Raw genomic sequence first — 12,308 nt, 5'->3', positions numbered from 1 at the left:
GCGCTCATCTCAGCTTCGGGTTGAGCGCGTCGCGCAGCCAGTCGCCGAACAGGTTGATCGACAAGGCGAGCAGAACCAGTACGAGCGAGGGGAACAGCAGGATCCACCACTCGCCCGAGAACAGATATTGCTGGCCGAAGCGGATCAGCGTGCCCAGCGACGGCTGGGTCGGCGGCATGCCGACGCCGAGGAAGGAGAGCGTCGCCTCCTCGATGACGGCGAGCGCCAGGTTGATGGTGGCGATCACCAGGACGGGGCCTGCGACGTTGGGCAGGACGTGCCTTAGCATCACCGGCCAGGCCTTCAGCCCGATCAGCCGGGCGGCGTCGACATAGACCTTGTTCTTCTCGACCAGCGTCGAGCCGCGCACGGTGCGGGCATATTGCGCCCAGTTCGAGAGGCCGATGGCGACGACCAGCACCAGTAGCGTCATCTGCTCCTGCAGCGCCGGCGGGATCAGGCCGCGGGCGACGCCGAAGACCAGAAGCGCGACGAGGATCGCCGGGAAGGAGAGCTGGACGTCGGCGACACGCATGATCAGCGCCTCGGTGCGGCCGCCGACATAGCCGGCGACGAGGCCCAGGCCGACGCCGATGACCAGCGAGAACAGCACGGAGGCCGCGCCGACCAAAAGCGAGACGCGCGAGCCGTAGAGGATGGCCGAGAAGATGTCGCGGCCCTGCGCGTCCGAGCCCAGCCAGAACACCTTGCCGGTGATCTCGTTGGGCACCATCGGCCGCGAGAAACCGTCGGAGAGATCGAGCGAGGCGGGATCGAAGGGATCATAGGGCGCGATCAGCGGCGCCGCGACCGCAGCCAGCACGAGCAGCAGCGCCAGCAGCGTCGCGGCGACCGTCACCGGCGAGGAGCGGAAGGAGAAGGCGATGTCGGAATCCCAGAGGCGCGCGAGGCGGCCGGGAGTGCGGGGCTTTGGCGGATGAAGCGTCGTCACGGTGCGCCCTCTGTCTTTCCGGGGCTTCGCACCGCGAAGAACCCGGAACCCATGACCGGGTGAGCCGCCTCGACGCGAATCGTGATCAGGGAAGGTTGATCCGACAGGGCTCGCCCGGTCGTGGGTTCCGGGTTCAGCCCTATGGGCCGCCCCAGAATGACAATGGATGCGCTCATCGCCGCCCTCACTTCGCCATGGCCGGATTGCCGCTGCGCAGGCGCGGATCGAGCGCGACGTAGACGAGATCGACCAGGAGCGAGGTCAGCACGAAGACGAAGGCCACGAACAGGAGATAGGCCGACATCACCGGCACATCGACGAACTGCACGGCGTTGACGAAGAGCGCGCCGAGTCCCGGCCATTGGAACACCGTCTCGGTGACGATGGCGAAGGCGACGACGCCGCCCAGTTGCACGCCGGCGATGGTGATGACGGGGATCAGCGTGTTGCGCAGCGCGTGGCGGAACTCGATGCGCCGCTCGGGGATGCCGCGGGCCCGGGCGAAGCGGATGAAGTCGGTGCGCATCACCTCCAGCATTTCGGAGCGGACGAGGCGCATGATCAAGGTCAGTTGCAGGAAGCCGAGCGTCAGCACCGGCATGACCAGCGATTTCAGCCCGCTCGTGGTCAGCAGCCCGGTCGTCCACCAGCCGATCGCGACCGTATCGCCCCGCCCGAAGGAGGGCAGCCAGCGCAGTTCGACCGCGAAGATGTAGATCAGCCCGATGCCGATCAGGAAGGTCGGCAGGCTGACGCCGATCAGCGACAGCGCCATCACGAGGTTGGCGATCCAGCCATCGCGCCGGATCGCTGCATAGACGCCGAGCGCGATGCCGACGACGAAGGCGAAAATGGCAGAGAGCACGGCGAGTTCCACCGTCGCCGGCAGACGTTCCAGGATCAGCGAGGAGACCTTGCGCCCCTGGCGGTAGGAGATGCCGAAATCGCCCTGTGCCGCATCGGCCACGAAACGGGCGAATTGCAGCGGCACGGGGTCGTTGAGGCCGAGCCGCTCCGTCAGTTCGGCGCGGTCCTGCAGCGTCGCCTCCTGGCCGAGCATATTGACCACGGGGTCGCCGACGAAACGGAACATCGAGAAGGCGATGAAGGCGACGGCCAGCATCACGACGATGCCCTGCATCAGCGAGCGCAGGATGTAGGCGAGCATTACGGGGCTACTTTCCCAACACCGTCAGAAAAACAAGTCTCCAGGTCATCCCGGGCGGAGCGCAGCGCAGACCCGGGATCCATGCCGGAACCGTTCAGGCATGGATCCCGGATCAGCGCCGCTGACGCGGCTTGTCCGGGATGACGTCGGAGGTTCACGAACGAGGCAGAGGGAACTACGAGCCCTTGAAGCTCACCATCTTCAGCTTCGGCGAGTTCGACACGTCGACGGGAATGTCGAGATTGGTCTTCATCGCGTAGCTCAGCGACTGATGGTGGATCGGCAGATAGATCGTCTCGTCCTTCAGCCGCGTCCAGATCCTGGAGATGGTGGCGTCGCGCTTGGGAATGTCGACCTCCTGCGAGAGCGACTGGATCATGGCGTCGACCTCGGCATTCTTGAAGCCGGTGGCGTTCCAGGAGCCCTGCGAGCCGGTGCGCGAATGGTACATGAAGGAGAAGATGTAGTCGCTGTCGAAGGTCGGGACGCCCCAGCCGACGAGGTAGAATTCGGTCTCCGGCGGGTTCTTCTGGATCAGGGTGAAGTGGATCGACTTCGACTGCGAGACCAGGTTCACCTTGACGCCGATCTGCGCGAACATGCCGACGGCCGCCTGGCAGATGCCCTCGTCATTGACATAGCGGTCATTGGGGCAGTGCAGCGTCACCGAGAAGCCGTTGGGGTAGCCGGCTTCCGCGAGCAGGGCCTTGGCCTTGGCGTTGTCGACCGCGGGAAAAGCGTCTAGCTCCTTGGTCCAGCCATTCACGAAGGGCGGCATGATGACGCCGGTGGGGATCGACTCGCCGCGCATGACGACGCGCTGGATCGCCGGGCGGTTGATCGCCATGTTGAGGGCCTGGCGGACGCGCTTGTCGGCGAAGGGGTTCTTGCCCTGGACGTCGTCGCCCTTGAGATCGGCGGACGCGACGTCCATGCCGAAGAAGATGGTGCGGTTCTCGGCGCCCGAATTGACCCGCAGCGTGGACTGGCTCTTGAGGCGGGCGATGTCCTGCACCGGAACGTCCTGGACAAAGTCCACTTCGCCCGAGAGCAGCGCGGCGACGCGGGTGGCGTCCTGCTTGATCGGCACGTAGGTCAGCTCGGTGATCTCGAGCGGCACCTTGGCCTTGTTCCAGTAGGCGTCGTTGCGCTTCATCACCGTCTTCACGTCCGCCTCGCGGGTGACCAGCGTGAACGGGCCGGTGCCGTTGGCATTGCGGACGGCGAAATTCTCTTCCTTGTTCTTGAAGTCCTGCGCCTTGGTGGCGTTGTTCTTCTCGGCCCAGGCCTTGCTCATGATGCGGATCGAGACGGTGTTGTTGACGAGCAGCGGGTTGGCGCCCTTGGTCTTGATGCGCACCGTCAGGTCGTCGACCTTGCTGACCTTCTCGACGGAGGTCAGCAGCCCCTTGAAGTCGGAACTCGGCTGCATGGCGCGTTCATAGGAAAACACCACGTCGTCGGCGGTGAAGGCGCTGCCGTCATGGAACTTGACGTTCGGCTGGAGCTTGAACTCCCAGGTCGTCGGATCGTCGGGCAGCACCCGCCAGGACGAGGCGAGCAGCGGCAGGAGCTTGCCGGCATGGTCGCGCTCGGTCAGGGCTTCATAGATGTGCTGGGTAAGCGCCGTCGTCGGCCCCTCGTTCTGGCCGTGGGGATCGATCGTCAGGGCGTCGCCCGCGGCGGCCCATTTCAACGGCCGGGCCTCGGCGGCGCCGAGCGCCAGCAGCGAAACCCCGAGCAGAGCGGCCGCAAGGCCGAAAACACGCGCTTTCATCGAATGACACCTCCCGTCGCGGGCGCGATGGGGCGCCCGAAAGAAAAGATGTTAGGGGCAGGCTGCGCGCGAGTCACGGGCCTCATGCGCGCCTGGCGCATGGCATAAGGCAATGCCTGCACAATTTTTTGTCATCTGCCGCGGGCCGCTTCAGCCGCTACCGCGACAGCTCCGCGATCAGCTTCCGCACAAAGCCAGTCCCCGCCTCGAGCTGCGCCACCGTGATGAACTCGTCGGGCTGGTGGGCCTGGGCGATGTCGCCGGGGCCACAGACCACGGTCGACCAGCCGGCGCGCTGGAACAGGCCGCCCTCCGTGCCATAGGCGACGACATGGCGACCATTGTCGCCGGTCAGACGGCGGCAGAGCTCCTCGGCCGCGCCGTTCTCCTCGGGCCCCATCGCCGGGGTGTCGGAGGTGACGACGAAGTCGATGCCGGCCGCAGGCGCAATCGCCTGCATCTGCGCTTCGAGCTGCGCGACTTCGGCGCGGTAGCGCTCGACATAGCTTTCGAAGCTTTCGCCGGGGATGCAGCGGACCTCATGGGTGAAGCTGCAATGCTCGGCGGTGATGTTGACCGCCGTGCCGCCGTTGACGACGCCGACATGCAGCGTGGTGTAAGGCGGCTCGAAGCCGTTGGCGGCGTCGGCCTTCGCCTTGTTTTCCGCCATCACCCGGTTGTGCCAGTCGATCAGCCGGCCGGCGATCATCACCGCGGGCACGCCGATGTCGACGCGGCTGGAATGGACGGCGTGGCCGCGCACGGTCGTCTTCATTCGCAAGCCGCCCTTATGGCCGGTGACGACCTGCATCATCGAGGGCTCGCCGACGACGACGGCTGCGGGCTTCAGACCGTCCTTGGCCATTGCGGCGATCAGGACGCGGGCGCCCTGGCAGCCGACCTCCTCGTCATAGGACAACGCGATATGGATCGGCCGCTTCAGCGGGGCGGCGAGCATCTCGGGGACGAGCGCCAACGCGATGGCGTCGAAGCCTTTCATGTCGCAGGTGCCGCGGCCGAAAAGCTTGCCGTCGCGCTCGGTCAGCGTCCAGGGGTCGGAGGTCCAGTCCTGCCCCGCCACCGGCACCACGTCGGTATGGCCGGAGAGGACGACGCCGCCATCCAGCTTCGGCCCGATCGTGGCGTAGAGATTGGCCTTGTCGCCATCGGCATTGAACGCCAGCGTGCTCTCGACGCCGAGGCCGGCGAGATAGTCGCGGCAGAAATGGATCAGCTCGAGATTGCTGCGCTGCGATTCCGTGTTGAACGAAACCAGCTTCGCCAGCATGTCCTTGGGCGTGAATGGTGCAGGCGTCATGGTCACGAGGCGGTTCTCCAGAAAAGCGACCCGAGGCAGATTTCGTGCCGTGGCGCATCATTCGGCTGTCCTGATATATTGTGTAGGCGCCCTCGCCCCGCCTGCCAACGGCGCGTTTCCGTGAGCCGCAATGCACTCCTATAAGGGTGCGACGAAGCAAGAGGCGCCTTTCATGAATTTCGACGTCACACTCGGCGACATCCAGGCCGCCGCGGCCCGCATCGCCGGCAAGATCCGGCGCACGCCGACCTTCTACAGTGCCGGGCTTTCGGCACGGCTGGGTGTCGAGACGGTGGTCAAGGTCGAGAGCCTGCAGCTCGGCGGCTCCTTCAAGGTGCGTGGCTGCTTCAACAAGCTGATGGGGCTGAGCGAGGCGGAGCTGGCGCGCGGCGTCGTCACCGTGTCCGGCGGCAATCATGCGATCGCGGTCGCGCTGGTCGCCAAGACGATGGGCTGCCGCGCGCTGGTGCTGATGCCGCAGAATGCGGCCACCTTCAACGTCGAGATGGCGCGCGGGCTCGGGGCCGAGATCGAGCTCTGCGCGGATTCGATCGAAGCCTTCGCAAAGGCCGAGGATTACGCCGCGCAGGGTATGACCAATGTCCATTCCTACGACGATCCGGCGATCATCGCGGGCCATGGCTCGCTCGGGCTGGAGATGAACAACGATGCCGGCGGGCGGCTCGACCATGTCTTCATCTCGATCGGCGGCGGCGGCTTCGCGGCCGGCGTCGGCGCGGCGATGAAGGGGCTCGACCCGGCCCTGCGCATCCATGGCGTCGAGACGGAGGGCGCGACCGCGATGACGCAGGCGCTGGAGGCCGGCCAGCCGGTTCCGATCCGCCCGACCTCGATCGCGCGCACGCTGGGCGCCCCCTTCGCCACCGAGCGCACCATGGCCGCTGCGCGCCAGTTCCTGGAGGACATCGTGATCGTGCCCGACGCCGAGGCGGTGCGCGAGATCACCTGGGTGTTGCAGAACGGGCGCGTGCTGCTGGAGCCGGCAGCCTCCTGCGTCGTCGCAGCGGCGATGGCGCGCAAGGAGCTGTTCCAGCCGGGCGAGCGCGTCGGCCTCGTGCTCTGCGGCTCGAATGTCGCGCTCGACGACATCGCCGCCTGGCGGACGCAGTTCGGGGTTTGAAGCGGCGCCTCGCCGCTGGCCGACGTGTCGCGGGCGCGCGGCAGGGTCGCGACGCCCGGCCTTGACGCTGCGCCGCGTTCGGGTTTGGGAGGATGGGCCCGCGCTCGCCTGATCCGGCGGGGGGCTGTTTCGACGGGGCGCGGCCGAACACTAAGGATTTCACGATGACGATCCTCGACCACAAGACGCAGCCGCAGGACAAATGGCGCGATGGCGTGATGACCGAAATGCGGGTCTCGGCGCTGGTCCAGAGCAAGCAGCTCTGCATCTTCGAGCAGTTCTGCGAGCCCGGACTGGGCGCGCCGATGCATCTGCACGCGGTCGAGGAGGTGCTCGAGGTGATGGGCGGCACGGCCGAGATCTATCTGCGCGACAAGACCATGGTCGTCACCGCCAACCAGTCCGTTCTGGTGCCGGCGGGCGCCCGGCACGGCTTCAAGAACATCGGCACCGACACGCTGCATGTGCGCGCCACGCTGGCCGCCGCCATCTTCGAGGCGTCCTATGACGACCGCAACGAATTGTCGCGCCGCTACGTGCCCACCGACGCCTGATCGGCGCCGCTGACAACCCGCTTACCCTGCGATCCGCCCCCAGTGGATCGGTTCAGCCCTTTCGAGGTCACGATGCCCAAAGCCGAACTCATCGCCGCGATCCATCCCGAGCTCACCGCGATCCGCCGCGACCTGCACCGCCATCCCGAGCTGATGTACGACGTGCACCGCACGGCCGGTGTCGTCGCCGAGAAGCTGAAGGCCTGGGGCGTGGACGAGGTCGTGACGGGCATCGGCCAGACCGGCGTCGTCGGCGTGATCAAGGGCCGCAACCAGGGCTCGGGCAAGGTCGTCGCAATGCGCGCCGACATGGACGCGCTGCCGATCCATGAGGAGACCAATCTCGAGCATCGCTCGACCGTGCCGGGCAAGATGCACGCCTGCGGCCATGACGGCCACACCACCATGCTGCTGGGCGCAGCAAAGTACCTCGCCGAAACGCGCGATTTCGACGGGACCGCGGTGGTGATCTTCCAGCCCGCGGAGGAAGGCGGCGCCGGTGCCAAGGCGATGATCGATGACGGGCTGATGACCCGCTTCGGAATCCAGGAAGTTTACGGCATGCACAACAAGCCGGGCTTAGCCGTCGGCCAGTTTGACGTCCGCAAGGGCCCGACCATGGCCGCCGCCGACCGCATCCATATCAAGATCGAGGGCAAGGGCGGCCATGCCGCCGCGCCCCACCGCGTCAACGATCCGATCGTCGCCGCCTGCCAGCTCGTCACCGCGCTGCAGACGATCTCCTCGCGCAATGCCGACCCGCTGGATTCGATCGTCGTCTCGGTGACGGCCATCAATGCCGGCGAGGCCTTCAACGTCATCCCGCAGACCGTCGAGCTCAAGGGCTCGGTGCGGACGCTGACGCCGCAGATGCGCGAACTCGCCGAGAAGCGGATCAAGGAAGTCACCGCCGGCATCATGACCGCCTTCGGCATGAGCTTCGTCTGCGACTATCTCCACGGCTACCCCGTGACCTTCAACCATGCGGACCAGGCGGACTTCGTCGTCGGCACGATCGAGGCCGCCTTCGGCGAGGGCAAGGTCGACACGACCGTGCCGCCGACCATGGGCTCGGAGGATTTCTCCTACATGCTGGAGGAGCGCCCCGGGGCCTTCATCAATATCGGCAATGGCGAGTCGGCCGGGCTGCATCACCCGGCCTATGAGTTCAACGACGAGGTCATTCCGGTCGGCGTCACCTATTGGGCGAACCTCATCGAAACCGCGATGCCTGCGAAGGCCTAAAGCCTCGGAGTTGGAAGGCCTTGGGCATGCATGACATCGATTGCCTGGTGATCGGGGCCGGCGTCGTCGGCCTCGCCGTCGCCCGCGCCCTGGCGCTGGCCGGCCGCGAGGTCGTGATCGCCGAATCAGCCGAGGGCATCGGCACGCAGACCTCGGCGCGCAACAGCGAGGTCATCCATGCGGGAATCTATTATCCGCCGGGCTCGCTGAAGGCGAAGGTCTGCGTCGAGGGGCGCAAGCGGCTCTATGCCTATCTCGGTGAGCGCGGATTGCCCCACAAGGCCTGCGGCAAGCTGATCGTCGCCACCAGCGCGGCGCAGAAGCCGGCGCTGGAGACGATCATGGCCCGCGCCCAGGCCTCGGGCGTCGACAGCCTGCGCTGGCTCGACGCCACGGAGGCCAAGGCGAGGGAACCGGAGGTGCGTTGTGAGATCGCGCTGCTGTCTCCCGAAACCGGCGTGGTCGACAGCCATGCCTTCATGCTGTCGCTGCTCGGCGAATGCGAGGCGGCCGGTGGCTCGCTCGCGCTCAACACACCGATCGGCGGATGGCGTCGCGAGGCGGACGGCTTCAGCGTCGATTTCGGCGGCGATGAGCCCGCGACCTATACCGTCAGGACGATCGTGAATTCGGCCGGCCATGGCGCGCCGAAACTGCTCGGCGCGCTGGAGGGATTCCCGCCCGAGCATGTGCCGGTGCAGCACTACGCCAAGGGCAATTACTTCGCGCTGCTCGGCAAGCAGCCCTTCTCGCATCTGGTCTACCCGGTGCCCGAGGCAGCGGGCCTGGGCATCCACGCCACGATCGACATGGGCGGGCGGGTCAAGTTCGGCCCCGATGTCGAATGGGTCGCGCACGATCAGGACCTCGTCGTCGATCCGCAGCGGGCCGAGAAGTTCTACGCCGCGATCCGGACCTATTGGCCGGCCCTGCCTGACGGCGCGCTCGTCGCCGATTATGCCGGCATCCGCCCGAAGCTGCATGATTCGACGCAGCCGATGCCCGATTTCCGCATCGACGGGCCGCAGGTCCATGGGGTGGACGGGCTGGTCAATCTGCTGGGGATCGAGAGCCCGGGGCTGACGAGTTCGCTGGCGATCGCGGAGATGGTGGTGGAGCGGCTAAGGGCCTGACACAGCGTCATGCTCGGGCGAAGACCCGAGCATCTCAGGCCAATGAGGCCTTCGTGCCCGTATTCCATCCTGCAGGAGATTCTCGGGTCTGCGCTGCGCTTCGCCCGAGAATGACGCTTGCGATCAGCCCCTCAGCGCCCTGAACGCCTCGCTCGCCTCTTTCGCGAGCTTCGTCACGCGCGTCCAGTCGCCGGATGCGATGGCGTCCGCCGGCACCAGCCAGGAGCCGCCGACGCAGATGACCTGCGGCAAGGCGAGGTAGCTCGCGAGATTGTTCAGGCCGACGCCGCCGGTCGGGCAGAAGCGCATCTGCGGGAACGGCCCCGACAGCGCCTTCAGCGCGGGCGGGCCGCCCGCCGTCTCGGCGGGAAAGAATTTCGCGACGGTGCGGCCGGCGGCAACCGCGCGCATGCAGTCCGACGCGGTGGCGACGCCCGGCAGCCAGGGCAGCCCCGCCGCCTTCAGCGCCTCGTCGACCGCCTCGCTGAAGCCGGGGCTGACCACGGCTTTCGCGCCGGCATCCTTGACCTGCTGGACCTGCGTCGGCGTGACGACCGTGCCTGCGACCGGCAGCGCGCCCGGCACCGATCTGGCGATCGCCTCCAGCGCGGCCAGCCCGGCCGGGCGGCGCAGCGTGACCTCGACGACGTCGATGCCGCCGGCGACGAGGGCGTGCGCCAGGTCGATGGCGCGCGAGGCGTCCTCGATCACCACGACCGGAATCACGCCACAGGCTTCGAGGCGGGCAATCGCGGCGGTCTCGTCCATCGTCGGCGTCTTTCAATCGTTTGAACGGGTGCGGGCGGTCTACTCTTTCGCCCAGTAGACGTCGAGGCCCTGCGGGCGGTCCAGGAGGAGGTCGACGGGCAGCGGTTGGAGGCGATCCAGAGCAGCCTTCAGCACGGCCTCCTTCTGCGCGCCCGAGACCAGCAGGCTCGCCCAGCCCGCGCCCGCGAGACGCGCGGGCGAGAGCGAGAGACGCGGCGGCAGGCCGGGCGGCATGGCGATGCAGATGCCGCTGTCGGGCATGGCGGAGAAACAATCCTCCTCGCCGGGAAACAGCGAGGCGATATGGCCGTCGGTGCCCATGCCGCTGACGACGAGATCCAGCGGCGGCAGGCTCGCGAGTTCGGAGGAGAGCGCGGCGGCGGCCGCCTCGATGTCGCCGCCACGGTCATGGAAGGAGAGGAACCCGACCCGCCCCTCCCGCAGCGGCGCGAATTGCGCGCGGATCATGCGTTCGTTCGAGGCGGCATCGTCGGCGGCAACGAAGCGCTCGTCGGTCGGCAGCAGCGTCACCTTCTCCCAGGCGAGTTCACGCGTGCCGAGATCGGCGAGGAAGCGGGCCGGCGTCGTGCCGCCGGGCACGGCGAGCGAGGCCCTGCCCTGCCCCGCCAGCAGCGCGCGCAGGCGGATGACAACGGCCTCGGCCAACGCCTCGGAGGCGTCAGCGAGGGTTGCGAAGCGATGCCAGGCGACGGGACCTTGCGGCTGCATCATTCGAAGTCCGGATCGGCCCAGGAGCGGCCTTCGCGCTCGATCAGGCCGATCGCCTGCGACGGCCCCCAGGAGCCGGCGGCGTAGCGATGCGGATGCGGGGCGTATTCCTGCCAGCCTGCGATGATCGGATCGACCCAGCGCCAGGCCTGCTCGACCTCGTCGCGATGCATGAACAGCGTCTGGTCGCCGCGGATGACATCCGTCAGCAGCCGCTCATAGGCGTCAGGCGTGCGCTCGTCGAAGGCGGTGGAATAACGCAGGTCGAGCTGGCGCGGCACGATCTTGAGCCGGCCCGAGCCCGGCACCTTCATCATCAGCTGGAGCTGGACGCCGTCATTGGGCTGCAGGCGGATCAGCAGGCGGTTGGCATAGAGCTTGTCGCAGGAGCCGCCGCCGAAGATCGAATGCGGCACCGGCTTGAAGGTGACGACGATCTCGGAATAGCGCTGCGCCATGCGCTTGCCGGTGCGCAGATAGATCGGCACGCCGGCCCAGCGCCAATTGTCGAGTTCGCAGCGGATCGAGACGAAGGTCTCGGTGTTGCTGAGATGGCCGAGCTCATCGGCATAGCCGCGCACACGCTGGCCGTCGATCTGGCCCGCGCCGTACTGGCCGCGCACGGTGTAGCGCTCGACATCGGGCCCGACGATCGGCCGCAGGGCCTTCAGAACCTTGATCTTCTCGTCACGCACGGCGCCGGCCTCGAGCAGATTGGGCGGTTCGATGGCGAAGAGGGTCAGTAGCTGCATAAGATGGTTCTGGACCATGTCGCGCATCTGCCCGGCCTTGTCGTAGTAGCCGGCGCGGGCTTCGAGCCCCACCGTCTCGGCGACGGTGATCTGGACATGGTCGATGTCGCGACCGGTCCAGGAGCGCTCGAACAGCGTGTTGGCGAAGCGCAGAACCAGGAGGTTCTGCACCGTTTCCTTGCCGAGATAATGGTCGATCCGGTAGGTCCGGTCCTCCGGCAGGATGCGCGCGACGGCGTCGTTGATCTCGCGCGCCGAGGCGAGATCGCGGCCCAGCGGCTTCTCGAGGATGACGCGCGAGGTCGGCGTCAGGATGTCGGCGGCGGCGAGGTTCTCGCAGATCGGGATGAACAGGTCTGGCGGCGTCGAGAGATAGAAGGAGCGGACGCGGTTGTTGTCGCCCAGCGCCTGCTTGAGCGCCTTGTAGGTCTCGGGCTTCACGGCATCGAGCAGGACCATGGTGAGGCGCTGCAGGAAGTCGCGGATGTGTTCGGGCGAGAGCCCTTCCTCCTTCAGCCGCTTGGCGACCTGTTTGGGCAGGCCTTCGACATCCTCCTGCTTGCGGACGATGCCGAGCACGCGGCTTTCGCCCGGGAGCACGCCCTCGCGGCTGCGCTGGGCCAGCGCCGGGAACAGCTTGCGCAGGGCCAGGTCGCCGCCGGCGCCGAAGATCACCAGATCGAAGGACGGAACCGGGGTCCGCTCGGGGATCGTCTCGGGCCGGAGGGCGCGCTCGGCAATGGCATCCATGTCTTTGCTTTCTCCATGCCC

General features: G+C 67.2%; 11 protein-coding genes. 4 read left to right on the top strand and 7 right to left on the bottom strand.

Annotation, left to right across the window (positions count from 1 at the left end; all coding sequences use genetic code 11):
• Positions 1 to 4: 4 nt before the first annotated feature.
• From Q8S38_RS02060 to argE, 4 genes are all read right to left on the bottom strand, one after another.
• Positions 5 to 952, bottom strand: a complete 948-nt coding sequence (locus Q8S38_RS02060; protein WP_305678748.1) for an ABC transporter permease — start codon at positions 950 to 952, stop codon at positions 5 to 7.
• A 184-nt stretch (positions 953 to 1,136) separates the two neighbouring features.
• Complete coding sequence (locus Q8S38_RS02055; protein ID WP_305678747.1) at positions 1,137 to 2,120, bottom strand: ABC transporter permease; 984 nt, start codon at positions 2,118 to 2,120, stop codon at positions 1,137 to 1,139.
• Between the two features lie 175 nt (positions 2,121 to 2,295).
• Positions 2,296 to 3,897, bottom strand: a complete 1,602-nt coding sequence (locus tag Q8S38_RS02050; RefSeq protein ID WP_305678746.1) for an ABC transporter substrate-binding protein — start codon at positions 3,895 to 3,897, stop codon at positions 2,296 to 2,298.
• A 157-nt stretch (positions 3,898 to 4,054) separates the two neighbouring features.
• Positions 4,055 to 5,215 carry an acetylornithine deacetylase gene (gene argE / locus Q8S38_RS02045; RefSeq protein WP_305678909.1) on the bottom strand — a complete coding sequence of 387 codons (1,161 nt, stop codon included), beginning with the start codon at positions 5,213 to 5,215 and terminating at the stop codon, positions 4,055 to 4,057.
• A 172-nt stretch (positions 5,216 to 5,387) separates the two neighbouring features.
• Between argE and Q8S38_RS02040 the strand changes: the two genes are divergently transcribed.
• From Q8S38_RS02040 to Q8S38_RS02025, 4 genes are all read left to right on the top strand, one after another.
• Complete coding sequence (locus tag Q8S38_RS02040; protein ID WP_305678745.1) at positions 5,388 to 6,356, top strand: threonine ammonia-lyase; 969 nt, start codon at positions 5,388 to 5,390, stop codon at positions 6,354 to 6,356.
• Positions 6,357 to 6,520: 164 nt separating this feature from the next.
• On the top strand, positions 6,521 to 6,910 hold the full coding sequence (locus Q8S38_RS02035) for a cupin domain-containing protein (protein WP_305678744.1): 390 nt from the start codon (positions 6,521 to 6,523) through the stop codon (positions 6,908 to 6,910).
• Between the two features lie 72 nt (positions 6,911 to 6,982).
• Positions 6,983 to 8,155, top strand: coding sequence for a M20 aminoacylase family protein (locus Q8S38_RS02030; protein ID WP_305678743.1), 1,173 nt, complete (start codon positions 6,983 to 6,985; stop codon positions 8,153 to 8,155).
• Between the two features lie 26 nt (positions 8,156 to 8,181).
• Entirely contained in the window at positions 8,182 to 9,288 is a 1,107-nt protein-coding gene (locus Q8S38_RS02025) for an NAD(P)/FAD-dependent oxidoreductase (protein WP_305678742.1), read from the top strand.
• 123 nt (positions 9,289 to 9,411) lie between these two features.
• Here the strand turns inward: Q8S38_RS02025 and eda are convergent, their stop codons facing one another.
• Genes eda through zwf form a run of 3 tightly spaced genes read right to left on the bottom strand, consistent with a single transcriptional unit; the run spans position 9,412 to position 12,287 of the window.
• A complete protein-coding gene (eda, locus tag Q8S38_RS02020) occupies positions 9,412 to 10,056 on the bottom strand; it encodes a bifunctional 4-hydroxy-2-oxoglutarate aldolase/2-dehydro-3-deoxy-phosphogluconate aldolase (RefSeq protein WP_305678741.1) in 645 nt (214 codons plus the stop codon).
• 39 nt (positions 10,057 to 10,095) lie between these two features.
• Positions 10,096 to 10,788, bottom strand: a complete 693-nt coding sequence (locus tag Q8S38_RS02015) for a 6-phosphogluconolactonase (RefSeq protein ID WP_305678740.1) — start codon at positions 10,786 to 10,788, stop codon at positions 10,096 to 10,098.
• Positions 10,785 to 12,287, bottom strand: a complete 1,503-nt coding sequence (gene zwf / locus Q8S38_RS02010; RefSeq protein ID WP_305678739.1) for a glucose-6-phosphate dehydrogenase — start codon at positions 12,285 to 12,287, stop codon at positions 10,785 to 10,787. Before zwf ends, Q8S38_RS02015 begins: the two co-directional genes overlap by 4 nt.
• Between the last annotated feature and the right edge of the window lie 21 nt (positions 12,288 to 12,308).

It is taken from the genome of Allobosea sp. (genome assembly GCF_030695125.1).
Taxonomy (GTDB): Bacteria; Pseudomonadota; Alphaproteobacteria; order Rhizobiales; family Beijerinckiaceae; genus Allobosea.
The sequence above is the reverse complement of the archived record's forward strand: the minus strand, read 5'-3'. Positions and strand labels throughout refer to the sequence as shown.

What these genes read in the sequence shown, in the direction of transcription:
- Q8S38_RS02055 (WP_305678747.1), bottom strand. Translation starts at nt 2,120, where the DNA reads ATGCTCGCCTACATCCTGCGCTCGCTGATGCAGGGCATCGTCGTGATG.
- Q8S38_RS02050 (WP_305678746.1), bottom strand. Translation starts at nt 3,897, where the DNA reads ATGAAAGCGCGTGTTTTCGGCCTTGCGGCCGCTCTGCTCGGGGTTTCG.
- argE (WP_305678909.1), bottom strand. Translation starts at nt 5,215, where the DNA reads ATGACGCCTGCACCATTCACGCCCAAGGACATGCTGGCGAAGCTGGTT.
- Q8S38_RS02040 (WP_305678745.1), top strand. Translation starts at nt 5,388, where the DNA reads ATGAATTTCGACGTCACACTCGGCGACATCCAGGCCGCCGCGGCCCGC.
- Q8S38_RS02035 (WP_305678744.1), top strand. Translation starts at nt 6,521, where the DNA reads ATGACGATCCTCGACCACAAGACGCAGCCGCAGGACAAATGGCGCGAT.
- Q8S38_RS02030 (WP_305678743.1), top strand. Translation starts at nt 6,983, where the DNA reads ATGCCCAAAGCCGAACTCATCGCCGCGATCCATCCCGAGCTCACCGCG.
- Q8S38_RS02025 (WP_305678742.1), top strand. Translation starts at nt 8,182, where the DNA reads ATGCATGACATCGATTGCCTGGTGATCGGGGCCGGCGTCGTCGGCCTC.
- eda (WP_305678741.1), bottom strand. Translation starts at nt 10,056, where the DNA reads ATGGACGAGACCGCCGCGATTGCCCGCCTCGAAGCCTGTGGCGTGATT.
- Q8S38_RS02015 (WP_305678740.1), bottom strand. Translation starts at nt 10,788, where the DNA reads ATGATGCAGCCGCAAGGTCCCGTCGCCTGGCATCGCTTCGCAACCCTC.
- zwf (WP_305678739.1), bottom strand. Translation starts at nt 12,287, where the DNA reads ATGGATGCCATTGCCGAGCGCGCCCTCCGGCCCGAGACGATCCCCGAG.